Annotated in this window: 18 protein-coding genes; 13 read left to right on the top strand and 5 right to left on the bottom strand. The window is 52.2% G+C overall.

Annotation, left to right across the window (positions count from 1 at the left end):
- Window positions 1-54: 54 nt before the first annotated feature.
- On the bottom strand, window positions 55-900 hold the full coding sequence (queF, locus tag ACO0LC_RS19755) for an NADPH-dependent 7-cyano-7-deazaguanine reductase QueF (RefSeq protein ID WP_423006238.1): 846 nt from the start codon (window positions 898-900) through the stop codon (window positions 55-57).
- A gap of 32 nt (window positions 901-932) precedes the next feature.
- Window positions 933-2,483, bottom strand: coding sequence for a threonine ammonia-lyase, biosynthetic (gene ilvA / locus ACO0LC_RS19760; protein ID WP_423006556.1), 1,551 nt, complete (start codon window positions 2,481-2,483; stop codon window positions 933-935).
- A 153-nt stretch (window positions 2,484-2,636) separates the two neighbouring features.
- Between ilvA and ACO0LC_RS19765 the strand changes: the two genes are divergently transcribed.
- The 3 genes from ACO0LC_RS19765 to ACO0LC_RS19775 all read left to right on the top strand — a co-directional run bounded on the left by ACO0LC_RS19765 (window position 2,637) and on the right by ACO0LC_RS19775 (window position 5,498).
- Window positions 2,637-3,128 (top strand): YqaA family protein, encoded by a 492-nt coding sequence (locus tag ACO0LC_RS19765; RefSeq protein WP_423006240.1) that lies wholly within the window; start codon window positions 2,637-2,639, stop codon window positions 3,126-3,128.
- Window positions 3,129-3,144: 16 nt separating this feature from the next.
- On the top strand, window positions 3,145-4,008 hold the full coding sequence (locus ACO0LC_RS19770; RefSeq protein ID WP_423006243.1) for a metallophosphoesterase: 864 nt from the start codon (window positions 3,145-3,147) through the stop codon (window positions 4,006-4,008).
- Window positions 4,009-4,196: 188 nt separating this feature from the next.
- Window positions 4,197-5,498 (top strand): HAD family hydrolase, encoded by a 1,302-nt coding sequence (locus tag ACO0LC_RS19775; RefSeq protein WP_423006245.1) that lies wholly within the window; start codon window positions 4,197-4,199, stop codon window positions 5,496-5,498.
- Between the two features lie 126 nt (window positions 5,499-5,624).
- On the opposite strand, the gene ACO0LC_RS19780 is transcribed toward ACO0LC_RS19775, so the two are convergent.
- Window positions 5,625-6,725, bottom strand: coding sequence for a hypothetical protein (locus tag ACO0LC_RS19780; protein WP_423006247.1), 1,101 nt, complete (start codon window positions 6,723-6,725; stop codon window positions 5,625-5,627).
- 494 nt (window positions 6,726-7,219) lie between these two features.
- Between ACO0LC_RS19780 and ACO0LC_RS19785 the strand changes: the two genes are divergently transcribed.
- From ACO0LC_RS19785 to ACO0LC_RS19795, 3 genes are read left to right on the top strand one after another with little or no spacing between them, the layout of a single operon-like run.
- On the top strand, window positions 7,220-11,194 hold the full coding sequence (locus ACO0LC_RS19785; protein ID WP_423006249.1) for a DUF3683 domain-containing protein: 3,975 nt from the start codon (window positions 7,220-7,222) through the stop codon (window positions 11,192-11,194).
- On the top strand, window positions 11,194-11,622 hold the full coding sequence (locus tag ACO0LC_RS19790; RefSeq protein WP_423006251.1) for an HIT family protein: 429 nt from the start codon (window positions 11,194-11,196) through the stop codon (window positions 11,620-11,622). Before ACO0LC_RS19785 ends, ACO0LC_RS19790 begins: the two co-directional genes overlap by 1 nt.
- Window positions 11,619-12,038 carry a gamma-butyrobetaine hydroxylase-like domain-containing protein gene (locus tag ACO0LC_RS19795; protein ID WP_423006253.1) on the top strand — a complete coding sequence of 140 codons (420 nt, stop codon included), beginning with the start codon at window positions 11,619-11,621 and terminating at the stop codon, window positions 12,036-12,038. Before ACO0LC_RS19790 ends, ACO0LC_RS19795 begins: the two co-directional genes overlap by 4 nt.
- A gap of 790 nt (window positions 12,039-12,828) precedes the next feature.
- Here the strand turns inward: ACO0LC_RS19795 and ACO0LC_RS19800 are convergent.
- On the bottom strand, window positions 12,829-13,524 hold the full coding sequence (locus ACO0LC_RS19800; protein WP_423006255.1) for a hypothetical protein: 696 nt from the start codon (window positions 13,522-13,524) through the stop codon (window positions 12,829-12,831).
- A gap of 4 nt (window positions 13,525-13,528) precedes the next feature.
- Complete coding sequence (locus ACO0LC_RS19805; RefSeq protein ID WP_423006257.1) at window positions 13,529-14,563, bottom strand: NADP-dependent oxidoreductase; 1,035 nt, start codon at window positions 14,561-14,563, stop codon at window positions 13,529-13,531.
- Between the two features lie 141 nt (window positions 14,564-14,704).
- Between ACO0LC_RS19805 and ACO0LC_RS19810 the strand changes: the two genes are divergently transcribed.
- The 7 genes from ACO0LC_RS19810 (at window position 14,705) to ACO0LC_RS19840 (ending at window position 21,687) form a co-directional block, all read left to right on the top strand.
- Entirely contained in the window at window positions 14,705-15,622 is a 918-nt protein-coding gene (locus ACO0LC_RS19810; RefSeq protein WP_423006259.1) for a LysR family transcriptional regulator, read from the top strand.
- A 143-nt stretch (window positions 15,623-15,765) separates the two neighbouring features.
- Window positions 15,766-16,500: a bifunctional demethylmenaquinone methyltransferase/2-methoxy-6-polyprenyl-1,4-benzoquinol methylase UbiE gene (ubiE, locus tag ACO0LC_RS19815; RefSeq protein WP_423006261.1), complete on the top strand. Its 735-nt coding sequence runs from the start codon at window positions 15,766-15,768 to the stop codon at window positions 16,498-16,500.
- A 75-nt stretch (window positions 16,501-16,575) separates the two neighbouring features.
- Window positions 16,576-17,475: a Tim44 domain-containing protein gene (locus tag ACO0LC_RS19820; RefSeq protein WP_423006263.1), complete on the top strand. Its 900-nt coding sequence runs from the start codon at window positions 16,576-16,578 to the stop codon at window positions 17,473-17,475.
- 151 nt (window positions 17,476-17,626) lie between these two features.
- Window positions 17,627-18,208: a ubiquinone biosynthesis accessory factor UbiJ gene (locus ACO0LC_RS19825; protein ID WP_423006265.1), complete on the top strand. Its 582-nt coding sequence runs from the start codon at window positions 17,627-17,629 to the stop codon at window positions 18,206-18,208.
- Window positions 18,205-19,770, top strand: a complete 1,566-nt coding sequence (ubiB, locus tag ACO0LC_RS19830) for a ubiquinone biosynthesis regulatory protein kinase UbiB (RefSeq protein ID WP_423006267.1) — start codon at window positions 18,205-18,207, stop codon at window positions 19,768-19,770. The genes ACO0LC_RS19825 and ubiB overlap by 4 nt, the downstream gene beginning before the upstream one ends.
- Before the next feature lie 13 nt (window positions 19,771-19,783).
- Complete coding sequence (locus tag ACO0LC_RS19835; RefSeq protein WP_423006269.1) at window positions 19,784-20,392, top strand: methyltransferase; 609 nt, start codon at window positions 19,784-19,786, stop codon at window positions 20,390-20,392.
- A gap of 272 nt (window positions 20,393-20,664) precedes the next feature.
- The gene (locus tag ACO0LC_RS19840; RefSeq protein ID WP_423006271.1) at window positions 20,665-21,687 is read left to right on the top strand and encodes a patatin-like phospholipase family protein; all 1,023 of its coding nucleotides are present in this window, start codon (window positions 20,665-20,667) and stop codon (window positions 21,685-21,687) included.
- Window positions 21,688-21,692 lie beyond the last annotated feature (5 nt).

The raw sequence follows: 21,692 nt of genomic DNA on the forward strand, positions 1-21,692 counted from the left end.
AATATTGCTTACAAATGGATACAAAAAAGAGTGATGGGAAGGGGGCTACGCCGTTTATTGGCGCGCATTCCGGCGGTTATCCGGGCCCTGGCCCGAACTGAAATTGCTGCGCCATGGGTTGATGTCCAGCCCGCCGCGACGGGTATACCGTGCGTAGACTGACAATTTCTGCGGTTTGCAGTGGCGCATGATGTCGACAAAGATGCGTTCCACACATTGCTCGTGGAATTCATTGTGATCGCGGAAGCCTATCAAATACTGCAACAGGTTTTCCTGGTTGATTTGTGGGCCTACATAATGGATTTGCACGCTACCCCAGTCTGGCTGGCCAGTCACCAGGCAGTTGGACTTCAGCAAATGCGAGATCAGGGTTTCTTCCACTGCCGACTCGTCAAAATTCGCAGTCAGCAGTGCTGGATTAGGGGTGTAGCTATCGACTTCAATATCCAGCCTGTCCAGCAAATGGCCCTGCAGCTCATGCATGGCGAGTTTGTCGAACTGGTCAGGCGTCGTCAGTTTGACTTGTACTGCCGCACCAAAACCGGCAGACAAATCTGCCTGCAACAGACTGACCAGGGCATCTGTACCCGCCAGGCGGGTCTGGTTGAAAGAGTTCAGGTAAAGCTTGAAGGACTTGGATTCTATAATGTTTGGTGAATCTGCCGGTACCGTGACAGCGGCTATCGCCACCTGCGGTTTGCCGCGCATGTTGAGCCAGGAGATTTCATAGGCATTCCAGATATCCACACCAAAGAAAGGCAGGCTGCTGCCCAGGCCCAGCTCTTCCCTTTTCCCTGCGCGGGAGATAGGGAATAGCAGGCTGGCATCGTATTCGGACTTGTAGGTCGCTGGCTTGCCCAGTAAAGAATGCTCAGGCGTATTTGGTGCGGAATCTGTCATGTTGTTTGTAGTAATTAAATCGCCGGGCTGCATCAGCCCAAAAACAATTGATAAACGGGATTCTTGCTTTCATCCCAGTAACGGTAACCCAGGGTCGCCAAAAATTCGCGGAAAGCTTTCATTTCCTTCTTTGGAACCTGTAAACCCACTAAAGTTCTGCCGTAATCGGCGCCATGGTTACGATAGTGGAACAAACTGATGTTCCAGTTCGGTGCCATGCTATTCAGGAAACGGCCCAAAGCACCCGGGCGCTCCGGGAATTCAAAGCGGTACAGCAATTCATCCTTGGCCAGGCTGCTTTTGCCACCAACCAGATGGCGGATATGCAATTTCGCCAGCTCATCATGGGTCAGGTCCAGCGTGGCAAAACCATGCTTTTCAAAATTCTTGGCAATTTTGCCAGATTCTTGCTTATCGTGTACTTGTATGCCCACAAAAATATGTGCGGCTTTTTCATCACTGATGCGGTAATTAAACTCTGTGACATTGCGCGCGCCTATCAGTTCACAAAAACGGCGGAAACTGCCGCGCTCTTCTGGTATGGTCACTGCAAACACGGCTTCACGGGCTTCACCGACTTCGGCTCGCTCAGCCACAAAGCGCAGGCGGTCAAAATTCATGTTGGCACCGCAGGCAATGGTCACCAGGGCTTCATTCTTCAGCGGCTTCTTGCTGGCCTTGGCACGTTCTATATAAGCCTTGCAACCGGCTACTGCCAGGGCCCCAGCTGGTTCTAAAATACTGCGGGTGTCCTGGAACACATCCTTGATGGCCGCGCAGACTGCGTCGGTGTCTACCGTAATCACTTCATCGACATACAGCTTTGCCAGGCGGAAAGTTTCTTCACCCACCAGCTTGACGGCTGTACCATCCGAGAACAGGCCTACATCATTCAGGGTCACGCGCTTGCCGGCTTTCAGGCTGCGTGCCATGGCGTCAGAATCCGTCGTTTGTACACCGATGATCTTGATATCCGGGCGCACCGCCTTGACGTAAGCCGCCACACCCGAGATCAGACCACCACCACCGATGGCGACGAATATCGCATGGATAGGTTCGGCATGCTGGCGCAAAATCTCCATGCCCACCGTACCCTGGCCTGCGATAACATCCGGGTCATCGAAGGGATGGACGAAGGTCAGCTTGCGTTTTTTCTCCAGCTCCAGCGCATGACCATAGGCGTCGGTATAGGAATCGCCAAACAGGATGATTTCAACCAGATCACCACCGTGGGTGCGCACGGCATCGATTTTGACGGGCGGCGTGGTCGTCGGCATGACGATGACGGCCTTGCAGCCTTTCTTGCGGGCACTCAGGGCCACGCCCTGGGCATGGTTGCCAGCGGAGGCGCAGATGACACCGCGCTTCAGTTGTGCCGCAGTGAGGTGGGCAATCTTGTTATAAGCACCACGCAACTTGAAGCTGAACACGCTTTGCATGTCTTCGCGTTTGAAATAAATTCGGTTATCCATGCGTGCCGACAGGCTGGTAGCGTATTCCAGCGGGGTTTCAAAGGCGACGTCATAGACGCGCGCTGTCAGGATCTTCTTCAGATAATCGGTGCTCATGGATGTCTTATTTATAGTTAAAAATGGCTGATCTAATCGTGATTTACTGGTGAACTGCTGGTGAACTACCAGTGATCTAGGGCTAATTTGGCCCTAAGTTGCGGCATACTGATTTCAAATTACCGGCGCCATTATAATGTATGCCTTTTACCGACATATCAAACCACGATGATAGAAGCTGCAGTTCATTGGTTATTAAGCGTGCTGGCCCTGCCTGAAATTGGTCTCAGTTCTGTTTTTATTATCAGTTTTATTTCCGCCACCTTGCTGCCCCTGGGCTCGGAGCCAGCGGTTTTTGCCGTTATCAAGAGTAACCCGGCCATTTTCTGGCAAGTCATTGTCGTCGCCACCATAGGCAATACTCTGGGTGGGGTGGTCGACTATGGCATGGGCTATGCTGCCAAGCAGGCATTTGACCGTGAGCGCGAGAGCTACTGGTATCGCTGGTTACAGCATTTTGGTGCCAAGACCATGCTACTGGCATGGCTGCCTGGCATAGGTGACCCCATCTGTACCCTGGCAGGATGGCTGCGCATGCCTTTCTGGCCCAGCGTGTTTTATATGGCCGTGGGCAAGTGCCTGCGCTACATCATCATGAGCTGGTTACTATTGAAAGTGCCAGACAGTTTTTGGGCCAAACTGGCTGGCTTCCTGGCTTGATGAGATTGAATTGAGCATGGGTAGAGGCAAGTATTACGGCTGGTGGCGGCAAGCTGGCGAGGCTATGGAAGCCGCTTTCTATCAAGAAAACTGGGCAGCCCGCATAGCCTATGCCCTGGGGCTGCAAGGCCAGCTCCATCTGGACAGGCGCGACTTTTATCTGCCTGTACCCAAGGGCTTTACATGCAAACTGGCCTTCATTTCTGACTTGCATGCTGGTCCGCTGACCGATCACCGCCTTATCGAACAAGCCTTTGCCGCGATAGCTGCTTTTGAGCCGGATGTCATCTTGTTTGGTGGTGACTATGTCTCCCTGCATGCCAGGCATATGCAGCATCTAGCCGGGCCACTGGGTTTGCTTGATCCTGCTACTCCCAAGTTTGCCGTCATGGGCAATCATGATTTGTGGCTTGATGATGAGCACATTGCCAATTGCCTGCAAGATGCCGGCGTGCAAGTCCTGGTCAATCAAAACCGGCGTTTGCCTGCGTCTTTCGAGGTAATTTCCATTTGCGGTATGGACGAACCAGGGGTAGGCATGCCAGATGCAGAGCAGACTTTTGCCGGGGCAGGGGAGGTGCGCCTGCTACTCATGCATTCTCCGCTGGGCCTCAGGCATGTCGCCCAGCATGATTTTGCCATCGCCTTTTGCGGCCACACCCATGGCGGCCAAATTGCCACCCCAGGCGGCATGCCCCTGGTGCTGCCGCCTGGTTCGGGTGAGAGGCGCTATGCCCAGGGCTTGTTCCCCTTGCCTGGCCAGCGCTTATTGTTGACCAGCCGTGGCATAGGCATGAGCGATTTACCCATACGTCTGTTTGCCCCTTCAGAAGTGCATTTATGTCATTTGCATTCAGTTCATGATGGTGTAGAACTGTAATACCCGATCCAATTTGGCAAGACTTAGATTTTTTTGTCTAAAAATGTTTCTGTTTACAGGCATGTCATAATGTTTGACTATAATACTTGCCTTGAAGCATAAATATGCCTTTATATTTTTAGCATTACAAGTCATCAAAATACCCGCCCCAGCATGCGGCTCAGGCATGCGCATTACAAGGAAATCAAATGCAAGATAGCAAATCAACAAACAAACAGCCACGCCGTGGATTTTTGCAAGGCCTGGTCGCTACTGCAGCAGGTGCCACTCTGGCCGCGCCAGCACTGGCCAAACCAGCAGCCGCTGCCGCCAATGTTTACCTGGATGCTGCAAAATGGTCACCGCGTAACCGTGAGTTGGTTACATCCCTGATCGCCAACCATGGCAGCGCCAGCAAAAACTATTCTGCCAAGCGCAAGCCTTATGCCGTGTTTGACTGGGACAATACCAGTATCATGAATGATTGCGAAGAAGCGCTGTTGATGTACCAGATCAACCATTTGGCATTCAAACTGAACCCGACAGAATTCTCTGCCACCATCCGTCAAAACGTACCGGCTGGCAACTTTACTGCAGACTACAAAAATGCCGCTGGCAAGCAGCTCGACCTGGAAAGCATCTGTACTGATCTGGACAGCGACTATGCTTACCTGCACGCCAACTACAAAGGCATGGCTGGTAGCCGCAGCCTGGAAGAAATCATGGAGACAGCACAGTTCCAGGACTTCCGCGCCAAGCTCTACTTCTTGTATGAAGCCGTCAATGACACGCATGGTGTGAATGTCGGTTACCCATGGGTCATCTACTTCTTCGCCAATATGACAGTTGCCGAGGTCAGCGCCCTGGCAGAAGCATCCAATGACGCCAACCTGGGCATGAGCCTGACCAAGACCAAGTACACCAGCCCTACATCCCTGCCTGGTGTGGCCGGTGTCATCACCACAGCCCATTTCCACGGCATACGCCTGTGTACAGAAGTGGCAACATTGATGAACACTTTCCGTCAAAACGGTTTCGACGTGTATGTCAGCACCGCTTCGCTGGAAGATGTGGTTGCCGTATTCGCGACCAATCCAAAATATGGCTACCACGTACAGCGTGAAAACGTCCTGGGCCTGCGCCTGGAACAAAACGGTGATGTCTACAAAAACGCCTACCGCAAAGACTGGCCTTTGAACTGGGGCCCAGGCAAGACCGTCGTCATCAAACGCGAACTGGTCGCCAAAAAAGGCTACGGCCCGGTATTTGTTGCTGGCGACAGCGATGGTGACTACGACATGCTGCGCGATTTCCCGGAAACAGAAATCGGCCTGGTCGTGAACCGCCTCAAAAAAGGCAAGATCGGCGAATTGTCCAAAGCCGCTGCCGACACAGTCAAAGAAGCGCATCCACGCTTTTTGCTGCAAGGCCGTCAGGAATCCACGGGTAACTGGTTGCCAGTAGAGACTACACTGAAATACGGCAAAACTGCGCCTGCTTTGCTGGGTTAACTGTATTGAAACTGCGGAAGGTTGCGTACAGCCTTCCGCAGATACCCTTGATAACAAGCAGCTTTCCTAATTGCGGAAATCCAGAGTAATTTTAGTCAGCCTCTTATTTTCTTCAGTCTGTTCTGATCAGCGTCTGGAAAATGCCATCTTGCCTGAAGACCGCACCGCTACATTGTCTCCAATGGCAATCATGTAGGTGACGTTGGCATGCGGTGCTGCGATTTTGTCCCAATGCACACCATCGCAACTGTAGACGACAGCGTGGTCATCGGCTACAAAAGCGCTTGCATAATCAACGGCCATGACTTGGCCGCCACCTGCGACCATTTGGTTGCCACGCGCAGGAGTACTACCTCGGCCCCTGTATCCGATTTTCCAGCTAATGCTATCAGTGCTATAAGCAATCACACCTTTGCTGTCTATCGCTACATACTTGCCGTTGACATATTGCATCCCGGTGATGATATCGGTAGGAAACCCTTCATCACTGGTGATTACTTGTGTTTGCCAGGTATTACCGTCGCTGCTGACACTGAGCTGATTTTTACTTACAGTGCCGTAAGTAAAGAATTTGCCATTGGCAAAGGCGACCCATACTGATCCTATTACTTTGGTGTTAGTCAGACTGGTTGCTATATTCCAGTTCTTGCCATCTGCACTCCAGATGATATTACCGTTTCCGCCGACTACTACGAACCTGCCATTACCGTAAGTAATATCTACAGGTTCAAAAACTGGTATGGCCTGTGCAGACTTGTCGTTACCATCTGAGATCAATATGTCTTCCCATTTCACGCCATCACTGGTGATGGAGGCAATCAAATTGGTGAAATTGAATCCTGCTTTGCCAACTTTGACAAACTTCCCACCACCATAGGCGATGTTCGGACTGTTGATGGAGGAGTTGCTTACCTTGCTCCAATTTTCACCATCTGTGCTTGCCAGGGTATCTCCATAACCCATGCCTAAAAACAAGCCATTGCCATACACAACGATACTGAAATAGGGTACGTTCTTTGCTGCATCAATTTCTGTCCAGGTTGTTCCAAACTTGTTTGTGCAGCCATAGGCCGTTACCGTACCCGTATTAGTACCTGTATTATTTCCGGTACCAGTCCCATTGTTAACAACGGCGGTATTGTTTGCAGGACTGTTACCGCCACTTCCACCACCACAGGCAGATAAAAGAAGAGCCAGAGAAAGGCTTGTTGCATGTGTTAGTTTCATATTGTTCGTGATCAGTGATTTCTTGGCTTAAGAATGTTGACGATTCGTTATTTCAATTGCAGATAATGGCAGCATTGTAACAAAATATTTCATTTGCAAAAATCTGGGATTTGTCTGTTCCACGAGGTTTTTTTATCAGACTTGGCAAATTGCGCTGATGTTTTGAATGATCGCAAAGGATTGGAAGTGCTGGCTTAAGTTTCATCTTTTTTATTTTGTGTCAAACGACCACTGCCTGCTCTTCAGTCAGGTGTAAAATACGACAAACCAAACGATGTAAATCAAATTCCCTGCCCAACATTTGTGCAGCCGCAATTGCGATGAATTTGCAAGCTTAACCACTTTTGCATCATTTCTGACGACTTTTTCCAAATTCCATTCGGAAAATTGCTACAAAGACCATTCATTTCCATATAAACTTCAAGGCTGTTGGCGCGTTGTGCATCGCAATACGCTAGAATGGACTTTTATATATCCGTCCAACCACGTCACTGATGAATGCTCCAGCCCAGATACAGGCCTTGCTCGCAGATGCACCCCAAGGCGCAACACCGACCCGCGTGCGGGAAATCCCCTATAACTATACGTCGTTCTCTGACCGTGAAATCGTCATCCGCCTGTTAGGTGAAGATGCATGGCAATTGCTCGATCAATTGCGCGGCAAACGCCAGACCGGGCGATCTGCGCGCATGCTGTATGAAGTGCTGGGTGATATCTGGGTCGTGCAGCGCAATCCCTATCTGCAAGACGATATGCTGGATAACCCGCGCCGTCGCCAGGATTTGATTGATGCGCTGAACCACAGGCTGGCTGAAGTTGAAAAGCGCCGTCTCAGCACAGCCAATGACGACGATGCAGAGCGCAGCAATAGTGTAGAGACGCTGGTGCAGGCCGCCCGCAAGGCGGTGGCAGCCTTTTCCAAGGATTTTCGCGACACTTATGATTTGCGCAAGAAAGCCAACAAGCTGCTGGCGCGCTTCACTGCAAAAGACAATATCAAGTTCGATGGCCTGAGCCGTGTATCGCATGTCACTGATGCAACTGACTGGCGCGTTGAATATCCCTTCGTGGTGCTGACGCCCGACACCGAAGATGAAATGGCTGGCCTCGTCAAAAGCTGTATAGAACTGGGCCTGACCATCATCCCGCGTGGCGGCGGCACGGGTTATACCGGCGGCGCTATTCCGCTGACGCCTTTGTCGGCTGTCATCAATACAGAAAAACTCGAACAACTGGGCGAAGTCGAAATGACACGCCTGCCGGGCGTGGACCGCGATTATGCGGTTATCTATTCCGGTGCTGGTGTGGTCACCAAGCGCGTCTCGGATGCCGCTGAAAAAGCCGGTTTTGTATTTGCCGTAGACCCAACCTCGGCCGAAGCCTCATGCATAGGCGGCAATGTCGCCATGAATGCAGGCGGCAAGAAGGCAGTATTGTGGGGCACAGCGCTCGACAACCTGGCTTCATGGCGCATGGTGGACCCTAATGGTGACTGGCTGGAAGTAACAAGGCTTGAACATAATCTCGGCAAAATCCATGATGTGGAAGTGGCCAAATTCAAGCTCGAATGGACACATCCCGGCGAGAAGCAGCCCTTCAAAACTGAACAACTCGATATCAAGGGCCGCGTCTTCCGCAAAGAAGGCCTGGGCAAGGACGTGACCGACAAGTTCCTCGCGGGCTTGCCAGGTGTGCAAAAAGAAGGTTGCGATGGTCTGATCACCTCGGCACGCTGGATCTTGCACAAGATGCCCAAGTTTGCCCGCACCGTCTGCCTGGAATTTTTTGGCCAGGCACGGGATGCGATACCGAGCATTGTTGAAATCAAGGATTACCTCGATAACGAAACCCGCAAGGGCGGTGCGATATTGGCAGGTCTCGAACATCTGGATGAACGCTATCTGCGCGCCGTCGGTTATACGACCAAATCCAAGCGTGGCGTCTTGCCCAAGATGGCCTTGTTCGGCGATATCGTCGGCGATGATGAAAACGCCGTGGCCCAGGCTGCGTCTGAAGTCATACGCATTGCCAATACCCGCGTCGGCGAAGGCTTTGTGGCCGTCAGCCCTGAGGCACGCAAGAAATTCTGGCTGGACCGCGCCAAGACAGCAGCGATTTCCAAGCACACCAATGCCTTCAAGATCAATGAAGACGTGGTGATACCGCTGAACCGCATGGGTGAATACACCGATGGCATAGAGCGCATCAACATAGAATTATCGATACAAAACAAGCTGGCCTTGCTCGATGGCTTGAAAGGATTTTTTGCCAGGCGCAATCTGCCGCTGGGTAAGAGTGAAGATGCCGCCGGTGATGATATTCCCGCATCTGAATTGCTGGAAGACCGCGTCAATGAAGCCAATGTACTCTTGCAGGCAGCAGAAGCACGCTGGACTTATCTGCTGAATAATCTCGACAAGCCACTCAGTGCAGCCAAGGCAGAATTGCTGGAACTGGGCCTGGACAAGCTGGAATTTGTCTTTGAAGATAGATTAAAATCACAGCCTGATGTGACGGTATTTTCCATCGTCCAGGACAGGACAGTGCGGGTATCCTGGAAGACAGAAATTCGTGCGCAACTGCGCCAGATTTTCAGCGGCTCTTCCTTCAAGCTGATACTCGATGAATGCGTGGCCGTGCATAAAAAAGTCTTGCGCAGCCGCGTCTTTGTGGCCCTGCATATGCATGCCGGTGATGGCAATGTGCATACCAACTTGCCTGTCAATTCTGATGATTATGAAATGCTGCAAGTGGCACATCATGCCGTTGCCCGCATCATGGTATTGGCCCGTTCATTGAATGGCGTTATCTCTGGCGAGCATGGCATAGGTATCACCAAGCTGGAATTTTTGACTGAAGATGAAATCAAGGATTTCCGCTCATATAAATTGCGCATCGATCCAGAAGGCCGCTTTAACAAGGGCAAGCTGCTGAACCTGCCAGATTTTGCTGCCGACTTGCGCAATGCCTACACACCATCCTTTGGCCTGATGGGGCATGAGTCGCTGATCATGCAGCAAAGCGATATTGGAGCAATCGCCAATAGCGTCAAGGATTGCCTGCGTTGCGGCAAGTGTAAGCCTGTCTGCGCCACCCATGTGCCACGCGCGAATTTGCTGTATTCGCCGCGTAATAAAATCCTTGCGACCTCGCTGCTGGTTGAAGCCTTCTTGTATGAAGAGCAGACACGCCGTGGTATCTCCATCAAGCACTGGGAAGAGTTTGAAGATGTGGCTGACCACTGCACGGTTTGCCACAAATGCGTAACGCCCTGTCCGGTCGATATCGACTTTGGTGATGTGTCGATGAATATGCGCAATCTCTTGCGCAAGATGGACAAGAAGTCATTCAACCCCGGCACCGCATCAGCCATGTTCTTCTTGAACGCCAAAGACCCGGCCACCATCAAGGCAGCCCGCCAGGTGATATTTGGCTGGGGTGTGGCGGCACAACGCCTCGGTAATACCGTATTGAAAAAGCTCGCCAAGAAACAGACCAAGGCACCACCAGCCAGCCTGGGCAAGCCTGTCATACGCGAGCAGGTGATCCACTTCATCAACAAGAAAATGCCAGGCAACCTGCCCAAGAAAACGGCGCGCGCCTTGCTGGATATTGAAGATGACAAGATGGTACCCATCATCCGCAACCCGCAAACCACGACAGCAGATACTGAAGCCGTGTTTTACTTCCCCGGCTGCGGTTCAGAAAGGCTGTTCTCGCAAGTTGGCCTGGCAACCCAGGCGATGCTGTGGAATGTAGGCGTGCAAACCGTGCTGCCACCTGGTTACCTGTGCTGCGGTTACCCGCAACGCAGTGCCGGCCAGTTCGACAAGGCCGAGAAGATGATTACCGATAACCGCGTACTGTTCCACCGCATGGCAAACACGCTCAATTATCTGGATATCAAGACCGTCGTGGTTTCTTGTGGCACCTGTTATGACCAGATACAGGGCTATGAATTCGACAAGATCTTCCCTGGCTGCCGCATCATCGACATCCATGAATTTTTGCTGGAAAAAGATGTCAAACTGGCGGCAGTGAATGGCACGCGTTATATGTATCACGACCCTTGCCATACACCGATGAAATTGCAAGACCCTTTAAAAACGGTCAATGCACTGATTACTACGGTCGATGCAGTCAAGATAGAAAAGAATGATCGCTGCTGTGGTGAAGCTGGTACGCTGGCAGTATCGCGTCCTGATATCTCTACCCAGATACGCTTCCGCAAAGAAGAAGAAATGAACAAGGGCGCAGACAAACTGCGCGCCGATGGCTTTACCGGCGACGTCAAAATCCTGACATCCTGCCCGGCCTGTTTGCAAGGTTTGACGCGTTACGATGAAGATTCAGGCACGACTGCCGACTACATCGTCGTCGAAATGGCCAAGCATATCCTGGGGCCAAACTGGATGCCGGAATATGTCGCCAAAGCCAATAACGGTGGTATAGAAAGGGTGCTGGTGTAATGACGGTCGTTTGTGAATTATGTGATGCCAGTGCTGGCGATATCCTCGTCAGCACAGATCAGTTACGCGTCATCCTCGTCGATGATGCAAATTACCCCGGCTTTTGCCGCGTCATCTGGAATGCGCATGTCAAAGAAATGACGGATTTATCTGATGCAGACAGGACGGTGTTCATGCAAGCTGTCTGGAAACTGGAAGCGGCCATACGTGCTGTCATGCAGCCGCATAAAATGAATGTCGCCAGCCTCGGTAATATGGTGCCACATCTGCACTGGCATTTGATACCGCGTTATACCGATGATGCGCATTTCCCTAACCCCATCTGGGCGGCTACGCGCAGCGATGCGACTGATCAGGCTGCACTGGACACACGTCGCAACTTGTTGCCGCAATTAAGGCAAACCATTATTTCGAATTTCGCATCATGAGCATAGGCAACCCACAACCCACTTCCCTGAACGCACGCACACAATCGCGGGTGCTTGAAGTCGCTTTTGATGATGGCAAGGAATTTTCTTTGCCGTTTGAATTACTGCGTGTGTCTTCACCTTCTGCCGAAGTGCGTGGTCATGGACCTGGGCAGGAAACGCTGCAAACTGGTAAGCGTGATGTTGGCATTGTTGGCATAGAGCCAGTTGGTAATTATGCGATCAAGCCTATCTTCTCTGACCAGCATAGCTCGGGGATATTTACCTGGGATTACCTGTATTGGCTGGGTGAAAACCAGACTCAGGTCTGGCAGGAATATCTGGAGAAATTGCAGGCGGCGGGGTTTGCGGGGGAGACGGGGCGGGATGCACCCATGCCGGTGAAGGGTGGTGGGAGTTGTGGGACTAAGCATTGAGTGAGCGTCGATCTCAGATCTCAATTCTCAGATTTCACGTCTCAGGTGTAGACCAGCACCGCGATCTTTTGATAAGCCGTACACACATTAACGTCATTCCAGCGTGCTTTTAGCTGGAATCTAGCGGCGTTCGCAGTATGTCGTGTAGTTTATTAATATCAGAATCGTGAGATTTTGTGAGCTGATTTTATGATGATTGCATTCGTTAATTTACGATTGCACGCCGGGGAAAATTCGTAGGTTGGGCTACGCTTCACCAGCCCAACACTCAGCCTCCGATCAACGTATTCCTAAAAAACGAAACGATATTTCTGAGTTCGTTTTTTAATTGCCTGCATACGTTATTTAAGATTGCAGGCCGGTGGTAGACCGGCGGCTACATACCTTTTTGCTTCGCCAAAAAGGCGACCCAGGCGTCGATTCCACTGCGCCGCTTGCAAGCGGCTTAGATGTTGTCAGCGCAAAGCATGCTTTGCGAAACCCTGCCAACATCCCCCTGAAGGGGGGGGCCTTTGCTGCAAGTCAAAAAATGGGAAAGTCCGAAAACTCGCTTCCCTTGCAGGGCGCACAATCGCTTGCAAGCGATTGCCGTTACGCAGGCGGACAGCATGCTGTCCGAAACCCCTGCTACACCTCAGACAGCGGCCTTTCTTTTTCCATTTTCTGCCTTGCAACAAAGGCGTCGACACATAGGAACTGCAAAATTCAAAAGCAACCCCAAAGTCAAACCCAACTTCAAAACCGACGCTAATATGTGTGCTGGTGAGTGATGCGTGTCCAGCTTGTCAGTTTACTCCAAATCCGCCTTATCAAGATAAATCGTCCCCTTCACACCAGCCCGTTTATCCACCTTGCCTTGCAAGACCTGCAAAAACTCCGCATCTGTCGCAGCCTGCAATCCCGCTTTCTTCACTACGACATCAGCCATCGCCGCAGCCGCAGGCACACTGATCGCCAGCACATGATCAAAGTCAGGCCTGCTGTCAATTTCCTTCAACAGGAAACGTTGCGTGCCACTACCTATCTGATGATACACAGCCTGATTGTTGTTACGCATTTGCGGCGACAACTGGCGGAAGATCAGGGTTTTTTCTACGACTACCGGAACATCCTTGTATTCGGTTTTGCCACCCTGTTCAAAATGCCCAAGCACGATATTGGCCTTGAATTGTTTCAGCGGCGTCTTGCTGTCTGCAGCCAGTCTGGCGATCTCGAATTGTTCTGGTTCCATGGTCCACAAGACCAGTTTTTGTTCCAGCCTGGCTTTGATTGCCGCATCGAGCTTTTGATCCAGGCAGCGTATTTGCAAGACGACCTGGTAATCATGCGGTGTATGGAACATGGGCAGGTGCGAGACATACATGCCTTCGCTGTTGCCAAACAAAAGCATGCCGTGCACGCCCCAGGTGGGGCCGTGTTTTTTTTCAGCGTGGGCGTTGAAGATGAAGCAAAAGCTGAGCAGGAATAAGGATAAAAAGCGTCTCATAGCTTCACACCTTCACCAGCAATTTGCCGCGATGCTCACCGGTGAACAAGGAATTCAGGGCAGATGGCAATTGTTCAAAGCCGTCGATAACCGTTTCTTCAAATACCAGTTCACCCGCCTTGACCCAGGGCGAGACGATGGCCAGCATTTCATCCATGCGGTGCAGGTAATCGCGCGCCAGTATGCCTTGTATGGTGGCGCGCTGGTAGAGCATGTGTTGCAGCAGGCGCGGGCCCATTTCTGCTACGTCCAGGCCGCCGTTGTACTGGCTGATCTGGCCGCAGATGATGATACGGGCGCGGCGTTTGATGATGGGGAGGATGGCGTCGGTGACCATGCCGCCTACATTATCGAAATACACATCGACACCGCCTGTGAGCTTGAGTATCTCCTGGCTCAGTGTTTCGTCGTTGCTGAAGGTTTTATAATCCAGTGCCCAGTCAGCGCCCAGCTTGTCTTTCAGCCATGCGCATTTTTCTGCGCCACCGGCGATGCCCAATACTTTTGCGCCGTGGCGCTTGGCGAATTGCACGACCAGTGAACCAACAGCCCCTGCTGCGCCAGATGCCACGACGACTTCGCCTGCATGTGGCTTGCCTGCCTCGGTCAGGCCAAACCAGGCCGTTCGACCTGGCATGCCGAGTACGCCCAATGCTGTGGACACGGGGGCAATGGCCGGGTCTATCCTGGTCAGTGCGCTGACATGCACGCGCGCATGGCTTTGCCAGCCCGTCATGCCAAATACCCAGTCACCTGCCTTCAGGCTGGCGGCATTCGATGTCAGCACCTGGCCAACTACGCCTGCGGCCTGCACGGTATTGAGCGGGTGTGGTTCCGGGTTATAGGTAGGCTTGGATGACTGGTTGATACGCATGTAAGGGTCTACGCTGATATAGCGGGCGGCTATCAAGACCTCGTCGCGATCCAGCGAGGTATCCAGAGGCTGGCTGCGCAATTCGTAGTGCTCGTTGCTGACTATGCCCGTGGGATGGCGGCTGTATATCCATTGCTGGTGTACGACATTTTCAGTATTGGTCATGATGAGATTTGAGATAGAAGTCAATGAGGGAAGTAGATGCTTACATCTTAGGTCTGATAAAATGTCTCGTAAAGCAATATAAATTCACTTTTAATGTCCAAATTGGAAATTTAAGCGAGAAACTTAAGCAAGATGAACCTCATGGACCTCAAAATTTTTGCCTGCGTAGCAAGGCAGCCATCGCTGGGGGCAGCGGCGCTGGAGTTGCACCTGACGCCTTCCGCCATTTCCAAAGCCTTGCGCAGGCTGGAGGGCGACATTGATACGGTTTTGTTTGACCGTTCTGCCAAGCAACTCAGCCTGAATGCCAGCGGCCAGCGCATGCTGGACTTTGCCCGCAATATGTTGTCCATGGCTGACCAGGCCAAGGCTGATGTACGTGGTGATGATGCCAGCATCAGTTGCCGCGTGGCTGGCCCGGCCATATTGCTGTGGCGGCATGCAGAACAACTGGCGCAAGCCATGGCAGCTTACCCGGCGGCAGACATGCATTTGCTGAGTATGTATGAAGAAGATGCCCTGGCAGCCCTGGCCAGGGGCGAGGCAAGCCATGCCCTGGTCACCAGCGAAGTCTTGCATGGCCGCACGGCGCATTGGTCGGCAGACTGGGCCAGTGCCTCGCTGGGTATGTTAAAGCTGCAATTGCTGGCCGGGCAGCAGCATCCCTTGCTGGTGGACGCTGCCAGCAAATCAGACTTGAATTTCACCAGTTTGAATTTCACCAGTGCCCAGGTGCTGGCCCATGATTTTGTCAGCCCGGTGCGCTCCTTGTTTTGCGGCAAGCAACGTGGCAAGCATTCTGATGGCTGGCGCGATGACCAGTTCCCGCGCCGCATAGCGTACTGGATAGATGATTTGCAATTGCTGCTGGCCATGGTCAGGTCGGGCAAGGCGCTGGCCTATCTGCCTGATTTTGCCCTTGACGATGCCGGCCTGGTGCGGCTTGAAGTGACTGACTGCGGTTTCCAGTGCATGGAAGAAGTCCACCTGGTCTGGAATACCAGGAATGCAGCGCAATGGCAGCAAGCTGTGGTCAGGGCGCTGACAGGAGAAAACTGATTTTTTTACATAGTGTGCAGAAACTTGCAGCGGTTGAGATACAATCCGTTACATAAGAAGCTGAATGTCAGGCAGCGGAAATTTCTATAGCCGCCAGAAAACCGTGATAATTCAGCATTCTTGAAGAAAACAGGGCAGATACCATGAGCAATACCACCCATTTTGGTTATACCACCGTAGAAGAAGATCAGAAGGTCCATAAGGTCGCTGAGGTCTTTCATTCTGTCGCCGCCAAATATGATGTCATGAATGACATGATGTCGGCTGGCTTGCACAGGGTATGGAAGATTTTTACGGTCGCCCAGGCGGGTGTGCGCCCTGGCTTCAAGGTGCTCGATATTGCCGGTGGTACGGGTGATCTGACCAAGGAATTTGCACGTCAGGCGGGCAAGACCGGTGAAGTCTGGCATACCGATATTAATGAATCCATGCTCAGGGTAGGCCGTGACCGCCTCTTGAATAAGGGCTTGATCACCCCCACCTTGTTATGCGACGCAGAAAAATTACCCTTCCAGGATAATTACTTTGACAGAGTGAGCGTGGCATTTGGTTTGCGCAATATGACGCACAAGGATCAGGCACTGGCAGAAATGCAGCGTGTGTTGAAACCAGGTGGCAAATTGCTGGTGCTGGAATTTTCCAAGGTACCAGAAATTTTGCAAAAACCTTATGACCTGTATTCTTTCAAGGTCTTGCCCTGGATGGGACAAAAGATAGCTGGCGATGCTGACAGCTATAAGTACCTGGCTGAATCGATACGCATGCATCCTGATCAGGAAACCCTGAAAACGATGATGGAAGCAGCAGGGCTGGACAGCGTGCAATATTTTAATTTGACGGCAGGTGTGGCCGCTTTACACACCGGTATTAAGTTGTAAGCGAAGTTGCGAAGTTAAAAGTCTGAAAAAAGTAGTTTGAAGTAGTAAAACCTTGAAACAAACAGGAGTCGAATGATGAAAAAGTTTCTGATCGCCATGCTGGTCGTAGCAAGTACGATGGCAATGACAGTCTCTGACGCAGAAGCCAAGCGTCTGGGTGGTGGCGGCTCTATAGGTCGTCAATCCAATAATGTGTCACGCCAGGCTACGCCGCCATCACCAGCTAATGCTGCCAAGCCAGCAGCGGCGCCTGCGCCTGCAGTTGGGGCACCTGCAGTAGCCCCTCCTAAACCAGGCATCCCATGGAAGGGTATCGCAGGCGGTTTGATCGGTGGTGCCTTGCTGGGCGCAGCCTTGTCGCATTTTGGCCTGGGTGGCGCTGCTGCCAGCATGCTGGGTAGTTTGCTGACCTTTGCCCTGATCGGCTTTGCGATTTTCTTTGTGATACGTCTGTTCCGTAACAAGAATGGTCAAAACACGGGCAATAGTTTTAATCAGCCAGCCTTTGCTGGTGTTCCACCTGTAACACCGCAACCCATGGCTTTCCAAAGCAATGCGCCGGTATCTACAGGCAGCAATGCGGACGTCAATCCCACCTGGACTATTCCGGCTGACTTTGATGTGCCAGGCTTCCTGCGCAATGCAAAAAGCTATTTCATCCGCCTGCAAGCGGCTTGGGATAAGGCAGATATCAATGACCTGCGTGAATTCACGTCGGCAGAAATGTATGCTGAACTGAAATTGCAAATCCAGGAACGTGGTGCATCAGCCAATGTCACTGATGTGGTGACTTTGAATGCAGATTTGCTGGGTGTGGAAACTGTAGGCGCTGACCATCTGGCCAGCATCAAGTTCACAGGCATGATCAAGGAAGCAGCCAATGCACCGGCAGAAGCCTTCAACGAAGTCTGGAACTTGTCCAAGCCTGTGAATGGCCAGGGTGGTTGGGTATTGGCCGGTATCCAACAAATGTAATCAAGTTTGATACGTCGCAGGCATGTCCATTGCGATAAGCTGTTAAACTGGAAGCCGCCCCGCAAATGCTGGGCGGTTTTTTTATTTGCACGATAGATCTGGTTACCATTTCTGAGTTGACCAGGTGTTTTGCAATTGCCCTGATTTGAACATGATCCCCATTGCACCCTTTGTAACTTTTATCAATCACCTGCTGGCACAAGAAAGCTGGGCCAGAAGCCAGCTCTTGCCGCATGCCGGTAAAATTGCCTGTATAGACTTGCAAACCATGCAGTTGCGCCTGAAAGTTGCGCCAGATGGCTTGCTGGAAAGTGCCGTCGCTAGCGAATTGGCGCAGGTGACCATCTACGTCAAACTCAGCGACCTACCCTTGATTGCGCAAAACCGTGAACGTGCTTTTTCTTATGTCAAGATAGAAGGCGATGCAGATTTTGCCAATACTATTTCCCATCTCAGCCAGAACCTGCGCTGGGAAGCGGAAGAAGACTTGAGCAAATTGTTTGGTGATGTGGCGGCAGTACGCATGGTTGGTTTTGCCAAAGCCTTGCACCAGACAGCGCTGGAAACCCATCAAAAGCTGCAGGAAAACCTGGCAGAATATTTTTTAGAAGAAAACCCCATGCTGGTCCGGCCCCAGGTCGTGCAGGGTTTTAGTACCGAAGTCAACAAGACGCGGGATGATGTCGAGCGTCTTATCAAGCGCATCGAAAAACTGGAAAGGATGCGCGGATGATATTGAAGTTCCTGAGGCTGGCAAAAATCATACGTATCGCCATCAAATATGGCATAGATGAAATCGCGATTTCCGGCCTGTCCGTGCCACGCACGGCACGCCTGATCGATATCTTGATATTCTGGCGCGACATCTCGGCACCGCGTGGTGAACGCCTGCGCAAGGCACTCGAAGAACTCGGCCCCATCTTCGTCAAGTTTGGCCAGGTATTGTCAACCCGGCGTGACCTCATGCCCTTTGATATTGCTGAAGAACTGGCACATCTGCAAGACCGCGTGCCATCGTTTGACCCTGACCTGGCGATCGCGCAAATCAAGAAATCCCTGGGCTCGCACCCTGACCAGTTGTTCGCCAGTTTCGAGCGCGTGCCCGTCGCGTCGGCCTCCATCGCCCAGGTGCACTTTGCCACGTTAAAAGATGGTCGCGAAGTGGCCGTCAAAGTCCTGCGCCCCGGCATGAAAGAAGTCATTGATGATGACGTTGCCCTCATGCAAATCGCTGCTGGCTGGCTGGAAGCCTTGTGGGCCGATGGCAAACGTCTCAAAGCCAAGGAAGTGGTCGGCGAGTTCGATAAATACCTGCATGATGAACTTGACCTCATGCGCGAAGCCGCCAATGGCAGCCAGTTGCGCCGCAATTTTGCCGACTCGGATTTGTTGATGGTGCCCGAGATGCATTGGGATTATTGCTCGTCTTCTGTCATCGTCATGGAACGCATGCAGGGCATACCGATTTCGCAACTGGATAGATTACGAGAAGCTGGAGTCGACCTCGGCAAACTCTCGCGTGATGGCGTCACCATTTTCTTCACCCAGGTGTTTCGCGATGGCTTCTTCCATGCCGATATGCATCCCGGTAATATCCTTGTGTCAACCGCACCGGAAACGCTGGGCCGTTATATCGCCCTGGACTTTGGTATCGTTGGCACCCTCAATGATTTCGACAAGGATTATCTGTCGCAAAACTTTTTGGCCTTCTTCCGCCGCGACTATAAACGCGTGGCCGAAGCGCATATAGAGTCAGGCTGGGCACCCAAAGAAACCCGTGTCGATGAGCTGGAAGCAGCAGTACGTGCCTGTTGTGAACCCATCTTTGATCGGCCTTTGAAAGATATTTCTTTTGGCCAGGTCTTGCTGCGCCTGTTCCAGACTTCGCGTCGTTTCAATGTAGAAGTGCAGCCACAACTGGTGCTGCTGCAAAAAACCCTGCTCAATATCGAAGGCCTGGGCCGCCAGCTGGACCCTGACCTGGATTTGTGGAAAACCGCCAAACCCTATCTGGAACGCTGGATGAGCGAGCAGGTAGGCTGGCGCGGTCTGATAGAAAAACTCAAGGACGAAGCGCCGCGCTACAGCCATATCTTCCCGCAATTACCACGTCTGGCGCACCAGGCTCTGACACGCGCTGCCGAGCCTGGGCATAGTGATGAAATGCTGATGGCCCTGTTAAGTGAGCAAAGACGCACCAACCGCCTGTTGCGCACCATCGTGTATTTTGGTGCGGGCTTGTTCTCCGGCGTCGTGGTGGCGCAATTGCTGCTGCATTTTTATTTCAAAGTCTGACAGGCACTGCGACATGGCTGAGTTCCTGAACCGTGATCCGCGTAATCCGCAATTCTGGGATGAACGCTTTGAAAAAAACTTCACACCCTGGGACAAGGGTAATGTCCCGGCAGATTTGCAAGCCTTCTTGCAGGCTGCATCTCAGCCCATGAATACCCTGATCCCCGGTTGTGGCAATGGCTATGAAGCCGCTTTCCTGGCGCAGGCAGGCTGGCCAGTTGTGGCCATTGATTTTTCCCCCGCTGCCGTGCGCAGCGCGCAGGCAGCGATAGGCGAGTGGGGCAAGCATGTCATAGAGGCAGATTTTTTTGCCTATACACCAGCGCAGCCGCTGGACCTGATTTATGAACGCGCCTTCTTTTGCGCACTGCCTGCTGCCATGCGGGCAGATATAGTCCAGCGTTGGGCAACACTCTTGCCAGCAGGTGCTTTGCTGGCAGGTTATTTCTTTTTTGATGATGCGCCAGATGCATCGCTTAAAGGGCCACCGTTTACCATACGCAGTACGGCATTCCGTGCATTGATGCTGCCGTATTTTGACTTGCTGGAAGAACGGGCAGTCAGTGATTCCATCCCAGTGTTTGCGGGTAAGGAAAGATGGCAGGTTTGGCGGCGCTTGTAATATCGTAATCGCGGTTGGGTTAATCGTAGGTTGGGCTAGGGTGTAGGTTGGGCTACGCTTCATCAGCCCAACACTCGGCCTTTGCAAATGTTTACGTGATTTAAATGCCGAGTGTTGGGCTGATACCCCGTAGCCCAACCTACGAAGTTAACGCATTCAATACTCACAGGCACACCCCTTGCTTACCACTCTCTCATACTGACCTGGTCATAAGCCGGTCACCTCCATGCTTCACTCTCCCTCATGGCGTATGCCTCTGGAAAGGGAATAGAATGAACAAAACAGTCACACTGGCATTACAGGGCGGTGGTTCGCATGGTGCACTGACCTGGGGCGTGCTGGACAGATTGCTCGAAGATGGGCGTGTCAGTATAGAGGCGATCAGTGGTTCCAGCGCCGGGGCCATGAATGCGGTGGCACTGGCGCATGGTTATCAGCAAGGCGGGGCAGATGGAGCCAGGCAGGCACTGAAGAATTTCTGGGATAGCGTCGCCAGCAGCTCCCCTTTTAGTACGGTCATGGATGAGCATGTGCTGACAGCGGATATCGCTGCTCAATCAGAGTTACCGGCTGCCATGAAGCATTTGTTTTCCTGGACACGTTTTTTTTCACCCAGCCAGCTTAATCCTTTTGATATCAACCCCTTGCGCGATATCCTGGCAGCGCAGATAGATTTTGAACGCTTGCGTAAGCAACCGGGCATTGAACTCTTCATCGCTACCACACAGGTCAGCACGGGGACCTTAAAACTATTCCGCAATCGCCAGATGAGCCTGGATGTCTTGCTGGCCTCGGCCTGTTTGCCCATGCTGCACAGGGCAGTGGAGATAGAGGGCGAGGCATACTGGGATGGTGGGCTGACCGCCAACCCACCGTTGTTTCCGCTGGTGCATAAATGTGCGGCCAGCGACATCATTGCCATCTTGCTGCATGCGCAGCCCAGGACGCAAGTGCCTTCTTCTGCCAGCGAAATCTGGCACCGCCTGACTGAGATGGGTTTCAGTTCCACCTTCCATACTGAATTGCAGGGGCTGTTGCTGGCCAAGCGCGAAGCTGAGCGTGGCTGGCTGGCCTGGGGCAAGCTGGAGCGTCGCCTGCGCAAACTCAAGCTGCATGTGATTGCCGCACCTGAACTCATGAGCCAGTTGAGCAGCCATAGCAAGATGAACGCACAGGCGGCATTTTTGCATAGCCTGCATGCTGAGGGCCGGGCCCGTGCGCAAACCTGGCTGGACCAGCATTTCCAGCAACTGGGCAACACATCCAGCTTCAAGATGGCACACTTGTTCCGCTAGCAGTA

It is taken from the genome of Undibacterium sp. JH2W, assembly GCF_049340425.1.
Taxonomy (GTDB): domain Bacteria; phylum Pseudomonadota; class Gammaproteobacteria; order Burkholderiales; family Burkholderiaceae_D; genus Undibacterium.